Below are 16,821 nucleotides of genomic sequence, written 5' to 3'. Positions count from 1 at the left end.
ACTCTGGTATACTACCCGCGACATGAAAAAAACTGGCAGCAAAAAATTTCGCGTTGGTAGGAGCAGTGCTGGACTCGGACTCTTTGCAACCGAAGCGTATGAAAAAGGCGAACTCGTGATTGAGTACACCGGGGAAATTATCACTGACGAGGAAGCGCAGCGACGCGGTGGCAAGTATCTCTTTGAACTTAACGATGCGCGGACCATTGATGGTAAAGGTCGCGAAAATACCGCCCGCTACCTAAACCACAGCTGCAAACCAAACTGCGAAGCCGAGCTCTCAGACGACGAGAAGCAAGTATTTATTCATACCAAACGCAAAATTGCGCCTGGCGAAGAATTAACCTACCACTACGGCAAAGACTACTTCAAGCAAATCATTAAGCCGATGGGCTGCCGTTGCGAGAAATGCAGCGCAGATAATAAAAAATAGCGCTACTGCGCTATTTCCTCCTCGAGCGGCGCGTCCTCCGGACGCGCCGCTGCTGTGTCAGCACTAGGCGCATCTGATTCATCTGCAGCAACCTCTTCCTCTTCTTCAATGACAGCATCTGTTGAGCTGGCGGTTGCATCCGTACTTGACGCAGTTACGTCGGTGGAACTGGCAGTTGTACTAGCAACCTCTTCTGGTGGTTCCGGCGCGGCACCTCCGGTGCCGCGCCCCTTCAGTCCGCCATCAACCTTGCGCTCATTAGTATTTTGCACCGGCACTTCAATAGTAGTCGTAAGAACATCTTGCTCTGTTGCCTGATTATTACGGATACGCTCATTACGTGCTTCGATAGTTTTTAATACATCGATTTCTCCTTCATCCGTAAACCCGACTGCAGCCGACGCACCTACCCCAATTGCTACTAACACGCCGATGATAATCAACCGCGTTTGCCTTCTTCGTTCAAGCGCCTTTTCATCGCTGATGCCAGTTGGAGCTTTTCGCGACACTGACCCAGCGTCTTCACTGACTGGAGGAACGCTTCTTTCTTCTTCAACCACTTCTGGCTTTGTAATGGCCCGTGCACGAGTCACTCGGCGATTGGTGCTACGCGCAACTCCTCGACGTGCGGTTACGCGCGACGCAGCCGCTCGTCTCCTTGAGGTACGATCTTCTGAGTTATCTAGTTCATCCGCTGAACGAGGCATAATCTCAGAAATTGTACCATCCACCAACCAGAACACATAGTAAAAAAAGCATTTGATGTAGACAGACAGAAAAAAACTAGAGGCGAACCTCTAGTCTTCAAAGAGTCTTTCTTGACCCAGATATTTTGCATTTTTATTAGATTTTGGCTGGGATAGCGCTTTCCATCTTCCCACCCTGTGGTAGTCAGACGTACCTCTACCTCCTTCACACAATCCGCCACCAAGCGCACCATCCTTCCAAAGCGGACACGCGTGATCAATCTTTCCCGTCCGCTTCTCGGCTACCCACGAAGCACAGTGACGACAGAGTCGATTTCCCAAAAACCACTGGGCGTGAGAAAACTCCAGCACCGACACCCCCAGCTCAGCCAGCAAAGGAATGAGTCTGGTGCGGATTATCTCGGCAATCACATGTGCTGCATCAACCGATCCTTTGGTGGCATCAATGGTTATCACACCGCTTTGGATGAGCTGTCGTTGTACATGTCGATCGGCCGGGTAGGCACCCGGAAACATCTCTGCATGCACACCAAACTCATAGAAGTAAAGCGCCAACAGCGAAAGCAATTTTTGTCCGTACCCCGGAAGCATTTTTGATTTACCACGTGTTATCCGCTTGTAAATCTCATCTATACTTCCGCCCAACTCCGTAAAAATACGTCGCGGATCTCCTTGAATAACCGGTCCGTACAAATCTTGCACGAACCCTTTAAACCGTTTTGCACGATCACCAGGAAACGAAAAGCCGATTTGTCTAAACAAAGCTTGGAGCTCTTTGATAGAAAGCGTACGTACTCGCTTGTCAAACAAGTGATCCACCTTGGCCCCTTTGAACAAATCGCCTCGGCCAAATTTCGCCCAAGCTGCTCCATGCACCTGATAACTTTCGCTCATCGAGTCGAAAAAATTGACAATCGTGAGCCACATGATATGTGATTCGCCACCCAATTCTATGCCAACAGGCACAAACCGCCGTTGCACACTGGCAGCTGGCATATCGTGATGCACACCGACATATAGTCCGGCCGGCAAGCGATACGCCCTGATTGTCGCGTCAATAAATTTTCGACACTGTTCTTCATGAAAGTGTACTCCCATGGCAAACCTCCTCAATCAAATTTCTTCTGCCAAGCAGCATATCAGAAGTGCTAATAAATGCTAGCGGAAGCGCGGCACCCAAAGGGTGCCGCGCTTGTGTCATACTATCTACATGAATAAAGCAGTCTTCACCATACTCACCGTAGCAGTTGCGCTTACTGCCTGGCTCCTCTGGCCAACGCCAGCGCCTCTCCCCCCAACGGCCGGCAGCACCGTAGTGGTCTTTGGCGACAGTCTTGCTGCCGGAATGGGATCATCAGCAGGCAAGGACATCACCAGTCGATTAGCAACATCGATTGAACCAGAAGTAATCAATCTCGGTGTTTCTGGTGACACCACATCTGATGGTCTTGCACGTATTGATACTGTCATTGCCGCCGATCCGAAAGTAGTGATTATCTTGCTCGGCGGCAATGACGCAATTCAACGAGTTCCTGTTGGAGACACCTTTGCCAATCTAGAAATAATTATCCAGACCATCCAAAGCACTGGCGCAGCTGTCGTCCTCGTTGGCGAGCCAGGTGGCCTCTACAGCAATCAATACGAGAAAGAATATGAACGCTTGGCTCGTACATACCGCACGTATTACGTACCCAATATTCTTTCTGGACTAATCGGCCGCGCCGAATATATGAGCGACCTCATTCATCCCAACGATGCTGGGTACAAAATTGCAGCTGACCGGATACTGCTCGAAGTTGAAGCGGCTCTATAAAGACACCCCGGCGTGCCGGGGTGTTAGGTTCAGTGTATCTGTCTCAGTCCCTGATCGTTCTCAGGGAAATCTTCAGGCGAGAGCGAACTCTTTGCTGCCTCAGCAGCAATCTGTTCATCGGTCACAGGCTGTGGCACTCCAATTTGTCTATTAACCACCGCAACAACCTGTTGCAGAACAGACTCGTGCTTTTCCAGCTCTTCACCAACCTGAACAAGTTTTATGTCAGATGCGACATCCATCGGACTGTACGGAAACCCAACGCGCGCAAAGTTTTCGATTTGATCCCAGAGATAGTCAAAAATGATTACATCAATAACTTCTTGTTCAAACAAGCTTTTGATAAGCTCGCGCGCATGTTTGACACAAGAAACGCACACCTGTTGCTCTTCTCCGGCAGCAATTATGTTGAAATTGAGCAAACGCTCATCTTCCGTATGGACCGAAAAATATGGAGCTATCACCAAGAGTTCCATCATCTTCTCCTTGTGCTATACCAATAGCAGTAAAACGCACAAGCCAGATTAATGCAAGCCACAGCATACATTACAATTGCGAGACATATCAGCGGACTACACCGGCACGTGACTTGATAGTGCCGTACACCAATGTACCCAAAAACATTCCTATCACGGCAAATATGAGTGGCCAATTGCCTGTCCCAAGCGACGCTAGTGATGTCGCCGGACAAATTCCCGATACGCCCCAACCTACGCCAAAAATAATCGCACCGATTATTGCTCGCTTAGTCACCGGGAAACCATCATGCCCATCAAACGACTCACCAAATATTGGCTTCTTCATGAGCCGTGTCACCCCCTGAAAAACAATGAGCGACACCATAAGCGCCGTGCCGATTACTAAAATCAACCCAAGGTCATCTAGATTCAAGAATGACACCACCACTTCTGGGCGTGTTGCGCCAGCCAAAGCTAAGCCAAAACCAAACAACACCCCGCCGATATACATAGTTATTTTAATCATAGAACTAAGGCAGTTATATGCGCTACGATAATTGCAACCGTCAGAAATGTGAGCGTAGCGACCAGTGATACTCTTTCGAGCGCAGCCAAACCACAGATGCCATGCCCCGACGTGCAACCACCAGACATGCGTGCCCCTATTCCCACCAACACCCCGCCGAGCAACAGCCGCCACCACGCAAACTCAGTAACCACAATTGGGCCAGTCAGCGCCACATAGAAAAAACCACCAGATACCAACCCAGCCGTCAAAAACCAACGCCAACTACGAGTACTCTTGTACCAGTCGGTCTGAAAAAAAGAACCACTACAACAATATGACCATGTAGCGGTAAAGAAAGTAGACACGCCCGCTACTGTACCGGTAAAAATATAGGGCACCGCAATGCCAAGGCCAACCAAGAGTCCCCCCAGCACGTACTGTGCTACTCCAAGTGGAAATAATACTTCAAACATATTATGTATTATACCGCTCCGACTTCGGGCAAATCTGGATAGAGCACAGATTTTAGCCTTGCATTGCGTCACTTCTGTGATACATTTTGATGAATCGCCGACCGCGAATATTTTTTAATACTCGCCGTCCTCGTTTAATAAATAAGACAAAAACAATTTGCGACCAAAACAGCAGTTTTCAGGAAAAGATACTCGAACGAGAATTAACCAGGCTATTCGTGCGGCCGAATTACGAGTCATCGGACCAGAAGGCGAAAACCTTGGTACTCTCTCCCTCGCAAATGCTCTCAAAGAAGCTGAGAAGCGAAAGCTTGATCTGATTGAGATTTCTCCCAATGCCAAACCACCGGTAGCAAAAATTACCGACTTCGGGCAGTATCGCTATGACACCAAGCGCAAAGCGAGCAAGGCCAAAGCTAAGGCACATGTAACCGAAACCAAGAGTGTCCAGGTAAAAATTGGCACCGGCGAACACGACCAGCAGCTTAAAGCAAAACGCGCCGCTGAATGGCTTGAAGAGGGTCATCGCGTAAAAGTTGATCTCTTCCTTTGGGGTCGTTACAAGTACATGGAAGCAGCCTTTCTAAAGGAACGTCTTGAACGCTTCCTGAAGATTATTCCGGCAGAGTACAAGATTGCGGATGAGATTAAGAAAAGTCCAAAAGGCTTCACCACCACTATCGAACGAGACGGTAAAGCAAAAAAAGCATCAGATCGACCAAAAATTCTCGAAGAAGAAAAGAAAGTGCCCGAAAAGAAAAAAGCCAAGCCTGAAGCAGAAGAAAAGAAGTCAAAGAAAAAGTCACTCGACGACTTACTCGAAATGGGAATGGTGTAGCCAATCCTCACAAAACCGGCCGAACGCTTCGCGTTCGGCCGGTTTACATAATTTGAGTCAAAAGAAAAACCAGGTCCAAAGACCTGGCTTGTTGAAAGAAAAGAGGTTACGGCTGCAGCTTTTTCCGCAAAGAAAAGCCAAGCAGACCGAGTCCGGAGAGCATCATGTAGGCACTGTTCGGCTCCGACACCACGCTGACCAATTCGCCCGGCACCGGAATCTTGCCCCAGACCACACCGTCTTCATATGGAACATCGACGATGTCGCCAAATCGCGCGTTGTAGGCGGCTGACCCTTGCTCACCAAGAAACAGCACATCACCCCACACTGGCGCTGCGGATGATGTCATAACGACGAGTCCGTATGACGCACCCGCGAAATGAAACAAGTCGCCCGGCTCAAAATCGAACTGGACACCAGAAACAGTAGCGCCTCCAAAGGGTTCGCTACTGACCCATTCCCCCACAGAACCATAAAGGCCGAATAGCACTTCGGCATGGTCAACGACCGGGGTTGCGTACCCACCCGCAAAGCCGAGCGTGACGGAAGAGATATCTTCCGACCGCAGACTGAACGAATACTCATAAACCCAGGTACCGTTGATTTCTGCTGCGGCATACTGAATGAAGTTGCCGCGGCCATTCCACGACGCGCCTTCGCTCAGCAAGCTACCGGCCGGTTTCGTGTTGAGCACACCATGCACCGGGAGTGCTTGTGCTACGCCGAGAAAAGAAAACCACAGAAACAATACTGCCAAGATGCTTCGTACCATGCTGGTACCTCCTTTCATGAAAAGAACATTCCACACGTCAGCTAAACGTGCGGTGCACATAATGTCACAAAATAGTAGTTTTGTACAGCCTTACAGAAACGGCGTATCTGCTGGACTTTTATCTTCAAGTACGGTATATTTTGCCCACTTTGCCGCACTTCCCAGCGGCCGAAGCCCGATCAAAAAATTCGAATTTTATGAAAACAAACAAGTCATTCACGAAGCGTATCAAAGTGACTAAGAACGGTAAGCTCATTGCGCGCAAGCCAGGACAGAACCACTTCAACGCTCGTCAAACCGGACAGCAGCGAATCGCGCGCAAGCGTACTCAGCTTCTCACTATGAGCAAGCGAATCACTCGCCGCTTCCTGCCAAAGACTGGCGCTTAAATTGCAAGCAATTAACGAACAACTATGGCACGTGTAAAAGGAGGCCTCATGGCCCAAAAGCGTCGACGCAACATCCTCGACGAAGTAAAGGGATACCGTCTACAGCGCTCAAAGAAGAAGCGCGTCGCACGTGAAGCGATCTATCACGCTCAGCTTCATGCATTTGCGCACCGCAAGGACAAGAAGAACGACTTCCGTCGTCTCTGGACCGTCCGCATCAACGCTGCACTCATGGCTCATGGCCTCAAGTACAGCCGATTCATCAAGATGCTCAAGGACAAGAAGATTGAGCTAGACCGCAAGGTGCTCGCTACTATCGCTCTTCAGAACCCTGAAGCCTTCAACCGAATCGTTGGTGAAGTTACAAAATAAGTAACTCAAAAAAATCCCCCGCTTGGGGGATTTTTTTGAGGCTTATTACTAAACCAGTCATGGAAAACAAAAGCCGCGGCCCTTCGGGCCGCGGCTTTTGTTTTCAGCTCACCAACATCATTTAAACCACTTGACGTAAAATACAATCACGCGTAGTGTACGGAAAGTAACAACTGCACAAATGGAGTTTTTATGATACTAATTGGGTGCATTTTTATCTCCATCTCGTTCGTTCTATGGTACACACTAACCAAAGCAAAAAAATGCCTATTGCCCGGGCAGAATCAAGCCACGATACCCTACCGTATCAGCAGCCAGACGGTCATCCCTTTGCCACTCTGGACCATTATGGTTCGAAATAGCCTCGTTGGCGCAATCTTCGGATACGCAATCTGGTACGTCTGGCTGAAATTCATCAGTTGAATTCAACCCACGTCCGCGGACTACTCCGCGGACGTTTTTATTTGACCAATCTACACATCCTGCTACTATTACCGTAATGATTTCATACAACACACAAGCTTGGTGGGTTACCCGCTCGTAGAGCGAGTTTTGTGTTGTACTCCACTTTCTAACGTAGAACATAAAACCCGCTCTCTGAGCGGGTTTTTGTGTATCTCTAGGAGAAGAAAATGTTCATTTATAATTGGGGCTTTGCTCACCCAAAGAAACCGTGGCAAGCACCGCCGCCAGACAAAGGCAACGAGCCAGTGCCAAGTCCAAAACAAAAAGCCTGCCTGCGGGCTTTTTTAAAACTTAAACTCCTTGTTCTGACTCCAAGACTTTTTTCATAGCTGCAACCACATCAAAATCATAGATATTGCCGTAATCGCCCGCGAGAATCTTGCTATACTGATCTTCCACCACAACCTCTACAGAACTCGATGGGAGTTTTACCATATAGTTACCAGACGGACTTTTCACCTGATGAGCATCGGCATAGGCTCGAAATGCCACAGCAATCTTTTCGAGCGTATCAGCATATTTCAACATTTCTTGATATTCAGCGTATGTTTCTGCAGTAGTTTCCGGGCCGCTCTCCACCATAGAATTGGATGCCTCCGGCACGTCAGGCTGGACAGCTGCAGCTTCAACAGTACCCATAGTCGAAGGATCGGCAAAAAAGTCCCCGAACGAATCAACCTCCAGACCGTTTGATATTGCTTCCGAAATAACGTTCTCGGCTGCAGCACCAATCCGATGCCATTCATTCATTACCTCATCTGGCGTATCGTACCCCCAACTCCAACCTCCTCTTTTTAAATCTATGTACTCTACATTCGCCGCCAAAAAAGCGTTCCCTTCTGCTTTAATAGCATCAATTCCATCTAGTATTCTTTCTTGCTTCTGCGCCAAACTTTCTCCCCCCTCCGCTCTGCCAACATTTTCTAGACTCATAGTATTTCTGTAGTTAGTTATCTATAGAGTAATTATACCGCAAATCTTTAAAAATCAATTTCCACCTCCTCATTCTCATCTGGTGCGACAGCATTCACGCCAAGATAATCGCGCAAGCGCTGCGTCAAGAAGAGCGATGAGCGCTCCTCCCCCATCGTCACAAAAACCTGCTTCGGTTGGTATTCCTGCGTACCACTGTAAACCAAGTCGATAAGCTGGTTGCGGTCGGCGTGGCCAGAGTAGCCGCGAATGGTAGCAATCTGCGCTTTTACCCGCACCTGCATGCCATCAATCCACACTTGCTTGGCACCATCTTGGAGCAGCCGGCCAATACTACCGACCGATTGGTATCCCACAAGCAAAAGAGTGGTGTTGGCATCACCCAAAAACTGCTTCTCGTGCTGCCGAATCCGCCCTCCATGACTCATCCCCGAACCAGCAATGATAATCTTTGGCCCACCGGCGCGCGCAATCATGCTCGACTCCTTCATGGTCTCAGTAAACGACAGCCCTTCAAAGGAAAAGATGTCGTCGCCATCTTTAATCTGTCGCTGTACATCCTGACTCATGTACTCAGTGCTGTGCTGGTAGATGTCGGTCACTTTAATAGCCAGCGGCGAATCAAGATAGGTCTTAATGGACGGCACCTCGCCAGACTCAATGAGGTTATTAATTTCAAACAAAATCCCCTGCGTACGCTCAAGCGAAAACGCCGGAATAATGAGTGTGCCGTGCTTCTTGATGGTTTCTAAAATATGATACTTCAAAATAGCCGTACGCTCCTCTACTTCCTCATGCACCCGGTCGCCATACACGCTCTCCATTATCATATAGTCATACTTCTCCGGCACTTCTGGCGCCCCTAGAAGCGGCTGTGGGATATTCCCGACATCGCCCGTGAAGACAATTTTCTTGCCGTGGCGCGTGAGCTGTACCATACCCGAACCAAGAATATGTCCCGCGTCGGTGAAGACGGCAGTGATGTCGTCTTCCAGAGCAATCTGCTCGTTATATCCCACGGTCTGCCAGAGCGACAGCGCCACATCGATATCTTGCTGCGCGTAGAGTGGCTGGCGACCATCACGCTCCGCTTCGTAATTCATGATGTGCAGCGCATCATCAAACATAATGCGAGCGAGGTCTTTGGTCGGTGTGGTCGAGTAAATTTGCCCCTTAAAACCATCGCGGACGAGCTTTGGAATTCGGCCGATATGGTCGGCGTGGGCATGCGTCACAAAGAGTACATCCACGTGAGATGGATCGTAAGCAAACGGACGTTCATTTATTTCGGCGGCAAACTTATCGCCCTGCACTAAGCCACAGTCCACCAACAGTGCCACCTTGCCTGTATCGAGCATAAAATTGGCTCCGGTCACCGAACCAACCCCGCCGTAAAAACCCAATGTCGAACTCATAGTTTCCTCATTGTATACGTTTTCAAAAGAAAATGACTTAGTAATCCCCCACTAAAGCCAATCATCACATCCTGCAACGTGTCCATAAAATGTGTGGCCGGATTATAGAGCCCGACGCCAAACTCAAACACTTCCCACACTCCAGTAATGACAGCAAGAACGAGAATCATGACAATCCATGTCGGCCTAAACGGCCACCAAGAGTAGCGTGCCAGTGCATGTACGCCAAGCCCGATGAGGAGCCCTCCCCAAAAATGCATCATAATATCAAACCACCAAAAGAACCAGTAGAGCGAAGCCAGCACTGCCACATAATGCACCGCTGCAAAGAGGGCGCCGGCAAAGAGAAACAAAATCATCAGACCAGAAGGCATGAAGTAATAGTAGCAAGAATTGCCCGGCGCCCAAAGGGCGCCGGGCAAGAAAAAACACCCTGGAGGGGGTGTCTTTTCAATGGAACCAACCGTATGCTCCTGATGATTTCCATCAGGTGGGCACCTTCTCTGACCGGACTATTCGAAATCTCTTGCGAGTTCTCGGCACCAATCGTGACTTCAGGTAGCCCTATACATATGTAATCAGAACATACGTAAATGGTTCCAGTTGCTAGTATAGCACAAACGGCCGGCCCCGCACTACAAGAGTACTTCCGTTTTTATAGTCGAAACAAGTTCTCCTTAAAAATTAGGTCGAGGGGCCGGCCGTTTATTAGTTATAGTGCGAAATTATTCGTTTGTTCCGTCAAGGTTCACATCATAGAGAATACGCTCCTGGGCAGTGGTGTATTCAAGTACTTCGTTTTCAGCAAACCAAATTTTGATTTCGCGTTCGGCTTCCTCTGGTGATTCTGACTGATGCACCAAGTTGCGTACCGCACGGTTTTCATAGGTAGCATGTGCGAATGAGTCGAGCGTGTAGTCACCGCGGATAGTACCAACATCTGAAGTAGTCGGCTCAGTGGTACCGACAATCTTGGTCACCACTGAAGTAGCCTGATTGCCTTCAAGCACCATTGCTACTACCGGGCTCGCCTGCATATAGTGCACGATTGTACGGATAATATCCTTTCCATATTCAATCGCTTCCTTTTCAACAGGGCGACCCTGCGCTTCAAGATCAGCCACAATTCCCTTCCCTTTCTTTTCGTACCACGCGTCGTCTTTGTTGTAGTGCTCAAGGAGCTGTGCCTCAGTAGCCCAGATCATCTTCATACCAGCAATCTTAAGGCCAGTTTGTTCAAATCGCTTGATAATTTCACCAACGAGACTGCGCTGTACTGCGTCGGTCTTGAGGAGAACGAGTGATCGTTCTTGGTGTGGTTTCTTTGACATAATGTTACAAAATTATGCGCAGAGTATAGCAAAAAGGCCGCAAAAGCTAAAGCTTTTGCGGCCTTTTTCACAACCTGCTACCATCCTCCCACCAAGACATGCGCCAGCACAAACACTATCGCTAGCATTGGAAACAACGCCACCATCGGCAACCAATACTGCCTTTTATCCACTGGCTTATCATGCGGCAAGATACGTTCCAAAATAAGATACGGCGCCGCAATTGCTCCACCATACAGCACGAATACATACGGAGCCGCAACTAACACAAACGGATTGAGTGTGAATAGCAAAAGCGGAATAAAAAAGAATTGTTCAGTCAGCACCCCATAGCTACCACCAAGCAAAAAGAGCTTTTTAGGGGTGTACGAATATCTGGTAAATAAGTATGTCCAAAATACCGAATATGGCACCCAATACAAAAGACTAATCAGGATATCGAGTCCAGGATTGGGATGGAATAATGTCCCTCCGCCGAACTCATTGGTGCCGTACCCTTTTAAAATCGCTGCCACTTCAAACAACAGCGAAAAAGCCAATACTGTACAAAATATCTTAGCCTTCAAAAGCCGCGCAGAGCGAAATTGTAGTTTTGCACCATACAGAAATAAGACTGCAAACAATACCGGCATAACCATAACAGTTTCTCCCAGCAGCAAAAGCCCTGCCGATAGTAGAAGTAGTACAAAAACTATATTTCGCATCCTCGCAGATGATCGCACACTTTTAGTATAACAGCTTACGCACAGACAGCTTTGATATTGCCAAACTGTGAGACCCATAGCTCCTCGACATGCCAACCTGCCTCCTGTAAAAGTTCTCTTAGTTCGGACTCACTGTAGATACAGATGGGCTCAGTAATTGAAAACAGGTCCTGACCTTCTGATGACAATTTGCCAAAACGCTCCACAATCGAACAGTCACACTTCGGACAATATCTCGCAATTGCACTTCCGTTACCCGTTACAGAAATATACAGTCGACCAGAGACGATCCGACGCAAGTCAACCAAAAACTGCCGGGCTACTTCATACGGCACGTAGTGCAGTACCCGTTGCACTACCGCAGCACCGAAGCTCGCTGACAAAAAATGCTCGCCAACCTGTTCGAGCGACAGCTGATTGAAATCAAGCGCTTCCGACTTAAGCTCGTATTCGACACAGGTCTTTGCAAACCGCTCGCTCACATCAATCACATCAATCCCAATTACTCTCGCTCCAGCGCGAGCCATGCGAAGCGACTGTCCACCGAGGCCACACCCAACATCAAGCACCGCAATCCCTGGCTGCGCCGCAATCTCTGCTAACACTTTTCGGTCAAGATCGTCTGCACGAAAAATCGCGACATCCACCCCATGGCCAGCGATGCTTTTATAGTCTTTTTTGTTGCTCATACTAATACAGAAACCGACATCAGGGATGTCGGTTTACACATTACTTTGTCAGGATTAGCGGGCCGTTTTCAGTAATTGCGACCGTATGCTCAAAGTGCGCACTCCAGCTCCCGTCTTCAGTATAGACGCTATAGCCATCACCTTCATCATCAAAATATACGTCAGGCTTTCCAATATTTACAATTGGCTCAATGGCGTACACGTGCCCCACCTCAATCTTTGGCCCGGTTCCCTTCGTACCAAAATTAGGAATCGTTGGCTCCTCATGCACCGCGTAGCCAACCCCATGCCCACAGAGAACTTCTACCACTGAAAAACCACGCGACTCGACAAACTGCTCAATTGCGGCACTGATATCACCGATATGTCCACCCGGCTGAGCAGCCTTGATACCGTGCGCTAATGCTTCTTGAGTGACGGCCAGCAACCTCTTTGCTTCATCACTAATGTTTCCTACCGGCACCGTAATGCCTGAATCGACAATCATACCCTTATGCGAGATTGACATGTCGATATTGACCGTGTCACCTTCCTTAAGCACTACTTCCTCAGATGGAATACCATGCTGCACACAGTCATTAACAGAGATGCACACAGCAGCTGGATACGGATAATCCGCAAACGTTGGGTGATAGCCAAGTAAAATCGGCTCCACACCATACTCTTCTGTAAGCTCCATCGCTTTATCATCAAGCGAGAGCGTTGTGACACCTGGCACTGCCTCCTTAGCAATCTCCTTCAGTATTTTTGCAAGAATGGCACCAGCCTCCTTTAAAATTTCAATTTCTTCCGGTGTTTTTTTTGTAATCATATATTTACGCAATGTTTAAAGCTTGCAAAATCTGATCGTGCACACCATCAATAGAATCAGTTCCGTCGATATCATGCACATAAGTATTGATTCGTGCACGGTAGTGATCTAAGACCGGCAATGTTTCTTCGCGGTACCAACGCAAACGCTCTTCGATTGATTCTTCCGTGTCATCAGCTCGCGCCCGTTCGTACATACGCGTACGTACCACTTCCTCGGGTGTATTGAGGTTGATAACGTGCACTTCATTGCGTTCAAAAAATTGCAACGCGTTCTCAAGCACCAACGCCTGATGTACGTTGCGTGGAAAACCGTCGATGAGTAAATGACTCTTATCATCAAGCTGATCAAGCATCGCCTGACCCCAAAGAATGTGCGTTAAGAAATCTGGCTGCAATACACCTTTGTCTAACGTTTCACTAATCTTACGCTCAGCATATGTTTCATGCTTGGCAGCTAATGCACGGAAACGACGTCCGGTCTGAATATCAACCACTCGCCTAGCTGGATCCTTTTCAATCATCACTGCTCGCAAACGCTCAATTTGAGTTCCCTTACCACTCCCTTGTGGACCAACAAAAATAACTGTCTTTGGATTCATATGAATAGGTTAATTTTTACACTTCAAATAGGCCGCTTCAATTACTTGATCAAACTCTGCATACGCAAGTTCAATATTATGACTATTATCAATCACCACGTCCGCAATCGGCTTGGCTTGTTGTTCAATTAAAAATCGTTCATGTCGAGCAGCTAGTTCCGCCCCATCCATCGGAGCGCGCGCTTCCGCGCGCGCCCGAAGCACTTCCCAGCCGCCTGCTTCAATATAGACAATGGTCATGTGTTCACGCGGCAATAAATCAAGGAGCTGCTCGACACCCTGTAGCTCAATCTCGACAATCACCACATCATTATGGGCGAGGCGAGGCAAAATTTCACTTTTGAGGGTGCCATATTTATTGCCAGCAAAGACAGCCCACTCAAGAAAATCACCAGCTTCAACCTTCTGATCAAAGATTTCTGGAGTTACAAAATGATAATGCTTTCCATCCACCTCTCCAGGACGCATTGCTCGCGACGTACACGAGACGGTTTGCTGCAAATCGGGAAACTGTTCGTGCGCATGAGTAATCAGCGTGCCCTTGCCACTTCCCATTGGTGCCATAACAACCACAACGTGGCCGCGAATATCTTCACTTACAAGCTGCATGAACCATGAGAGTAGCAACTTTTCGGAAGGGATGCAACAAATATGCTATGCTACAGCCACATGAGAAAAAAACACATTATTACTATTTCCGGCAAGCCAGGCAGCGGCAAATCTTCTACTGCAGATAAAGTAGCTGAGCTTTTAGGATACACTCGCCACTCGTCTGGTGACATGGTACGACGCGTACTCGCCAAGCACCATATGACACTTGAAGAATACAATAAAAAAGCATCTGAGGACCACGATCTTGACGCCGAGGTTGATGAGCAGCTCCGGGCACTACGCGATAAAAAAGACATTGTGATTGATTCACGACTTGGCTTCTACTGGTTGCCGGAGTCATTTAAGGTCTATCTTGATCTTGATCTTGAGATTGCAACTGCTCGTATCTTTAAGGACACCGTTAGCAATAGTATGCGTAGCGCCGTTGGCACCAGCTCTTCTTCACTGTCCGACGTTTCTCGTCAAGTTCGAGACCGCATGCTCACTGAACAATCTCGTTTTCGACAGCTCTACGGTGTTGATCCCTATGACAAAAGTCACTTCGATCTTGTCATTGATACTTCTCGCCAGAATCCCCAGTCTGTTGCTATCGCCGTCTTCGACGCTTATCGAGACTGGCTCGACACTGAAGTTTGGGAACAGCGCCATAATCAGGTACCCCTTGGCTACTCATTTAAGAATCAATATTGATATTAATAAAAGCAGCTGGCCCCTTCGGGGCCAGCTGCTTTTATTCTAAATCTCAGCGAATACTAGTACTCGCGCATCGAGATCTGTGCGTCGAGTCGACGAATCAAATCAAGCACTACCGATACTACGATGAGCACCGCGGTACCACCGATTGCCAAACCTTGTTGGTTGGTAGCAATCTGAATAAGTACTGGAAGTACAGCAATCACACCAAGGAAGAGTGCGCCAACGAGCGTTAGACGAGTTACCAAGTTACCGAGATACTCTGCCGTCTGGCCACCCGGGCGAATACCTGGGATGAAGCCGCCACTGCGCTGCAGATTCTTCGACACCGCATCGGGGTCAAAGGTTACAGCGGTATAGAAGTACGTGAAGAGGAATACCAACACAAAGTATGTTGCACCGTATGCCACTTGATTATTCAAGAAATCAGTCACGACTGCGTTCGCCGTATCTACCCACGTAAACTGGAAGGCTGACAGAATGTTTAGCACCATCTGTGGGAAGAGAATGATGGAGAGCGCGAAGATGATTGGAATCACTCCAGCCTGATTAAGACGCATCGGCAAGTATGACTGACTGCTACCGTAGGTAGCACCGCCACGACTTTGCTTGGCGTACGTAATTGGTACGGGACGTTCCGCTTCGGTCATCACCACTACCGCGAATATAATACCGAGCGCTACAATCAAGAATCCAACATACAGCGGTAGCTGAGAAGGATCATACGAGAAGAGCAGCTGGCTTGCTGTAGCCGGAAGGCTGGCGACGATACCTGAGAAAATCAAGATCGACACACCGTTCCCGATACCGTATTCAGTAACCAATTCACCAATCCACATGAGGAGTACTGATCCCGCTACCACTAAGATAACGTTCACAATAAACTCAAAAGTTGAGAGACTCTCTAGAATAACTCCTTGAGACTTCAAGAGCGTAAGGAAACCAAACGCCTGCAGAATTGCGAGTGGCAGTGTCAGCATGCGGCTGTACTGTGTAAACTTCGCGCGGCCTGCTTCTCCCTCTTCAGTATAGAGACTCTTCAGCTTTGGTGACATGACCGTCAAAAGCTGCATGATAATCGATGCGGTAATGAATGGCCCTACACCAAGCATCACAATCGAAAGATTTGAGAGTCCGCCACCCGAGAAGATGTTGAGGAGTCCAAGGAATTGATTGTTATCGAAGAACTGAGTCAATACTGCATGGTCAACACCCGGAATCGGAATAGCTGCCAGAGCACGAAAGATAACGAGCGCACCCAAGACAAATAAAACACGCTTGCGGATTGCTGGTTCAGTAAAGATGACGTGTAGCTTGTGAAGTAATGTTTGCATAAGCCGAATAGTACCGCTTATTTCACGCTTCCGCCAGCTGCCTCAATCTTTGCTTTTGCTGACTGCGAGACCTGACAATCTTCGACGACTAGTTTCTTCTTAAGCTCTCCGTTTCCAAGAATCTTCACCTTCGGTGCGCGCTTAGCAGTAGCTGAGAGTACTCCAGCAGCAACGAGTGCCTTTGGCGTTACTGTTGCTCCTGCTTCGAAAGCTGTTTCAAGCGCTGCTACGTTTACCACCACTGGCAGTTCCTTTTCAGCATTGACCGTACGCGCACGGTTTACACCATGTCCACGAAGCTTAGGAAGCTTCTTGATGATGTCGCGCATTTCTGGACGAGTACTGTTACCAGCACGAGCCTTCTGACCCTTATGCCCCTTTCCAGAGGTCTTACCTCGCTTACCACCACGTCCGATACGCTTAGCGGTCTTCTTTGGTGCAAGCGGCTTTAGTTCATGAAGCTGCATAGA

Annotated in this window: 23 protein-coding genes; 6 read left to right on the top strand and 17 right to left on the bottom strand. The window is 48.4% G+C overall.

Annotation, left to right across the window (positions count from 1 at the left end; genetic code table 11):
- Positions 1-22 precede the first annotated feature (22 nt).
- On the top strand, positions 23-433 hold the full coding sequence (locus H6780_02595) for an SET domain-containing protein (GenBank protein USN88367.1): 411 nt from the start codon (positions 23-25) through the stop codon (positions 431-433).
- A gap of 2 nt (positions 434-435) precedes the next feature.
- Here the strand turns inward: H6780_02595 and H6780_02590 are convergent, their stop codons facing one another.
- Complete coding sequence (locus H6780_02590; GenBank protein USN88366.1) at positions 436-1,140, bottom strand: hypothetical protein; 705 nt, start codon at positions 1,138-1,140, stop codon at positions 436-438.
- A 90-nt stretch (positions 1,141-1,230) separates the two neighbouring features.
- Complete coding sequence (locus H6780_02585; protein USN88365.1) at positions 1,231-2,238, bottom strand: hypothetical protein; 1,008 nt, start codon at positions 2,236-2,238, stop codon at positions 1,231-1,233.
- A gap of 112 nt (positions 2,239-2,350) precedes the next feature.
- Between H6780_02585 and H6780_02580 the strand changes: the two genes are divergently transcribed.
- Positions 2,351-2,953: an arylesterase gene (locus H6780_02580; GenBank protein ID USN88364.1), complete on the top strand. Its 603-nt coding sequence runs from the start codon at positions 2,351-2,353 to the stop codon at positions 2,951-2,953.
- Positions 2,954-2,982: 29 nt separating this feature from the next.
- On the opposite strand, the gene H6780_02575 is transcribed toward H6780_02580, so the two are convergent.
- The 3 genes from H6780_02575 to H6780_02565 all read right to left on the bottom strand — a co-directional run bounded on the left by H6780_02575 (position 2,983) and on the right by H6780_02565 (position 4,392).
- Positions 2,983-3,429 (bottom strand): hypothetical protein, encoded by a 447-nt coding sequence (locus H6780_02575; GenBank protein USN88363.1) that lies wholly within the window; start codon positions 3,427-3,429, stop codon positions 2,983-2,985.
- An 88-nt stretch (positions 3,430-3,517) separates the two neighbouring features.
- Positions 3,518-3,937 carry a YeeE/YedE family protein gene (locus tag H6780_02570; protein ID USN88362.1) on the bottom strand — a complete coding sequence of 140 codons (420 nt, stop codon included), beginning with the start codon at positions 3,935-3,937 and terminating at the stop codon, positions 3,518-3,520.
- Positions 3,934-4,392 carry a YeeE/YedE family protein gene (locus H6780_02565; GenBank protein USN88361.1) on the bottom strand — a complete coding sequence of 153 codons (459 nt, stop codon included), beginning with the start codon at positions 4,390-4,392 and terminating at the stop codon, positions 3,934-3,936. The genes H6780_02570 and H6780_02565 overlap by 4 nt, the downstream gene beginning before the upstream one ends.
- 157 nt (positions 4,393-4,549) lie before the next feature.
- Here H6780_02565 and infC point away from each other — a divergent pair, with 157 nt between their 5' ends.
- Positions 4,550-5,230: a translation initiation factor IF-3 gene (gene infC, locus H6780_02560; protein ID USN88360.1), complete on the top strand. Its 681-nt coding sequence runs from the start codon at positions 4,550-4,552 to the stop codon at positions 5,228-5,230.
- Between the two features lie 106 nt (positions 5,231-5,336).
- Here the strand turns inward: infC and H6780_02555 are convergent, their stop codons facing one another.
- Positions 5,337-6,062: a PEP-CTERM sorting domain-containing protein gene (locus H6780_02555; protein ID USN88359.1), complete on the bottom strand. Its 726-nt coding sequence runs from the start codon at positions 6,060-6,062 to the stop codon at positions 5,337-5,339.
- Positions 6,063-6,199: 137 nt separating this feature from the next.
- On the opposite strand from H6780_02555, the gene H6780_02550 reads away from it, so the two are divergent.
- On the top strand, positions 6,200-6,391 hold the full coding sequence (locus H6780_02550; GenBank protein USN88358.1) for a 50S ribosomal protein L35: 192 nt from the start codon (positions 6,200-6,202) through the stop codon (positions 6,389-6,391).
- Between the two features lie 24 nt (positions 6,392-6,415).
- Complete coding sequence (gene rplT, locus H6780_02545; GenBank protein USN88357.1) at positions 6,416-6,763, top strand: 50S ribosomal protein L20; 348 nt, start codon at positions 6,416-6,418, stop codon at positions 6,761-6,763.
- 756 nt (positions 6,764-7,519) lie between these two features.
- On the opposite strand, the gene H6780_02540 is transcribed toward rplT, so the two are convergent.
- From H6780_02540 to gmk, 9 genes are all read right to left on the bottom strand, one after another.
- Positions 7,520-8,161, bottom strand: a complete 642-nt coding sequence (locus tag H6780_02540; protein USN88356.1) for a hypothetical protein — start codon at positions 8,159-8,161, stop codon at positions 7,520-7,522.
- Between the two features lie 47 nt (positions 8,162-8,208).
- Positions 8,209-9,576, bottom strand: coding sequence for an MBL fold metallo-hydrolase (locus tag H6780_02535; protein USN88355.1), 1,368 nt, complete (start codon positions 9,574-9,576; stop codon positions 8,209-8,211).
- On the bottom strand, positions 9,573-9,950 hold the full coding sequence (locus H6780_02530) for a hypothetical protein (GenBank protein USN88354.1): 378 nt from the start codon (positions 9,948-9,950) through the stop codon (positions 9,573-9,575). Before H6780_02530 ends, H6780_02535 begins: the two co-directional genes overlap by 4 nt.
- Before the next feature lie 351 nt (positions 9,951-10,301).
- The gene (locus tag H6780_02525; protein ID USN88353.1) at positions 10,302-10,907 is read right to left on the bottom strand and encodes a nucleoside-diphosphate kinase; all 606 of its coding nucleotides are present in this window, start codon (positions 10,905-10,907) and stop codon (positions 10,302-10,304) included.
- A 77-nt stretch (positions 10,908-10,984) separates the two neighbouring features.
- Positions 10,985-11,539: a hypothetical protein gene (locus H6780_02520; GenBank protein ID USN88352.1), complete on the bottom strand. Its 555-nt coding sequence runs from the start codon at positions 11,537-11,539 to the stop codon at positions 10,985-10,987.
- 107 nt (positions 11,540-11,646) lie between these two features.
- Positions 11,647-12,300, bottom strand: coding sequence for a class I SAM-dependent methyltransferase (locus tag H6780_02515; protein ID USN88351.1), 654 nt, complete (start codon positions 12,298-12,300; stop codon positions 11,647-11,649).
- A 40-nt stretch (positions 12,301-12,340) separates the two neighbouring features.
- A complete protein-coding gene (gene map, locus H6780_02510; GenBank protein USN88350.1) occupies positions 12,341-13,111 on the bottom strand; it encodes a type I methionyl aminopeptidase in 771 nt (256 codons plus the stop codon).
- A gap of 4 nt (positions 13,112-13,115) precedes the next feature.
- On the bottom strand, positions 13,116-13,712 hold the full coding sequence (locus H6780_02505; GenBank protein ID USN88349.1) for a nucleoside monophosphate kinase: 597 nt from the start codon (positions 13,710-13,712) through the stop codon (positions 13,116-13,118).
- 9 nt (positions 13,713-13,721) lie between these two features.
- Positions 13,722-14,321 carry a guanylate kinase gene (gene gmk / locus H6780_02500; GenBank protein USN88348.1) on the bottom strand — a complete coding sequence of 200 codons (600 nt, stop codon included), beginning with the start codon at positions 14,319-14,321 and terminating at the stop codon, positions 13,722-13,724.
- 60 nt (positions 14,322-14,381) lie between these two features.
- Here gmk and H6780_02495 point away from each other — a divergent pair, with 60 nt between their 5' ends.
- The gene (locus H6780_02495) at positions 14,382-15,014 is read left to right on the top strand and encodes a cytidylate kinase family protein (GenBank protein ID USN88347.1); all 633 of its coding nucleotides are present in this window, start codon (positions 14,382-14,384) and stop codon (positions 15,012-15,014) included.
- 62 nt (positions 15,015-15,076) lie between these two features.
- On the opposite strand, the gene secY is transcribed toward H6780_02495, so the two are convergent.
- Positions 15,077-16,351, bottom strand: a complete 1,275-nt coding sequence (gene secY, locus H6780_02490) for a preprotein translocase subunit SecY (GenBank protein ID USN88346.1) — start codon at positions 16,349-16,351, stop codon at positions 15,077-15,079.
- A gap of 17 nt (positions 16,352-16,368) precedes the next feature.
- A complete protein-coding gene (gene rplO / locus H6780_02485) occupies positions 16,369-16,818 on the bottom strand; it encodes a 50S ribosomal protein L15 (GenBank protein ID USN88345.1) in 450 nt (149 codons plus the stop codon).
- Between the last annotated feature and the right edge of the window lie 3 nt (positions 16,819-16,821).

The organism is Candidatus Nomurabacteria bacterium (genome assembly GCA_023898565.1).
GTDB lineage: Bacteria > Patescibacteriota > Minisyncoccia > Phycocordibacterales > UBA918 > OLB19.
The sequence above is the reverse complement of the archived record's forward strand: the minus strand, read 5'-3'. Positions and strand labels throughout refer to the sequence as shown.

Bases quoted from the DNA above. Each gene is read 5' to 3' on its own strand.
- H6780_02495 (USN88347.1), top strand. From the start codon at position 14,382: ATGAGAAAAAAACACATTATTACTATTTCCGGCAAGCCAGGCAGCGGC.
- H6780_02590 (USN88366.1), bottom strand. From the start codon at position 1,140: ATGCCTCGTTCAGCGGATGAACTAGATAACTCAGAAGATCGTACCTCA.
- H6780_02525 (USN88353.1), bottom strand. From the start codon at position 10,907: ATGTCAAAGAAACCACACCAAGAACGATCACTCGTTCTCCTCAAGACC.
- H6780_02565 (USN88361.1), bottom strand. From the start codon at position 4,392: ATGTTTGAAGTATTATTTCCACTTGGAGTAGCACAGTACGTGCTGGGG.
- H6780_02580 (USN88364.1), top strand. From the start codon at position 2,351: ATGAATAAAGCAGTCTTCACCATACTCACCGTAGCAGTTGCGCTTACT.
- H6780_02575 (USN88363.1), bottom strand. From the start codon at position 3,429: ATGGAACTCTTGGTGATAGCTCCATATTTTTCGGTCCATACGGAAGAT.
- H6780_02595 (USN88367.1), top strand. From the start codon at position 23: ATGAAAAAAACTGGCAGCAAAAAATTTCGCGTTGGTAGGAGCAGTGCT.
- H6780_02505 (USN88349.1), bottom strand. From the start codon at position 13,712: ATGAATCCAAAGACAGTTATTTTTGTTGGTCCACAAGGGAGTGGTAAG.
- H6780_02520 (USN88352.1), bottom strand. From the start codon at position 11,539: ATGCCGGTATTGTTTGCAGTCTTATTTCTGTATGGTGCAAAACTACAA.
- H6780_02530 (USN88354.1), bottom strand. From the start codon at position 9,950: ATGCCTTCTGGTCTGATGATTTTGTTTCTCTTTGCCGGCGCCCTCTTT.
- H6780_02585 (USN88365.1), bottom strand. From the start codon at position 2,238: ATGGGAGTACACTTTCATGAAGAACAGTGTCGAAAATTTATTGACGCG.
- H6780_02550 (USN88358.1), top strand. From the start codon at position 6,200: ATGAAAACAAACAAGTCATTCACGAAGCGTATCAAAGTGACTAAGAAC.
- rplT (USN88357.1), top strand. From the start codon at position 6,416: ATGGCACGTGTAAAAGGAGGCCTCATGGCCCAAAAGCGTCGACGCAAC.
- gmk (USN88348.1), bottom strand. From the start codon at position 14,321: ATGCAGCTTGTAAGTGAAGATATTCGCGGCCACGTTGTGGTTGTTATG.
- H6780_02535 (USN88355.1), bottom strand. From the start codon at position 9,576: ATGAGTTCGACATTGGGTTTTTACGGCGGGGTTGGTTCGGTGACCGGA.
- H6780_02515 (USN88351.1), bottom strand. From the start codon at position 12,300: ATGAGCAACAAAAAAGACTATAAAAGCATCGCTGGCCATGGGGTGGAT.
- map (USN88350.1), bottom strand. From the start codon at position 13,111: ATGATTACAAAAAAAACACCGGAAGAAATTGAAATTTTAAAGGAGGCT.
- H6780_02555 (USN88359.1), bottom strand. From the start codon at position 6,062: ATGTGCACCGCACGTTTAGCTGACGTGTGGAATGTTCTTTTCATGAAA.
- rplO (USN88345.1), bottom strand. From the start codon at position 16,818: ATGCAGCTTCATGAACTAAAGCCGCTTGCACCAAAGAAGACCGCTAAG.
- H6780_02570 (USN88362.1), bottom strand. From the start codon at position 3,937: ATGATTAAAATAACTATGTATATCGGCGGGGTGTTGTTTGGTTTTGGC.
- secY (USN88346.1), bottom strand. From the start codon at position 16,351: ATGCAAACATTACTTCACAAGCTACACGTCATCTTTACTGAACCAGCA.
- H6780_02540 (USN88356.1), bottom strand. From the start codon at position 8,161: ATGAGTCTAGAAAATGTTGGCAGAGCGGAGGGGGGAGAAAGTTTGGCG.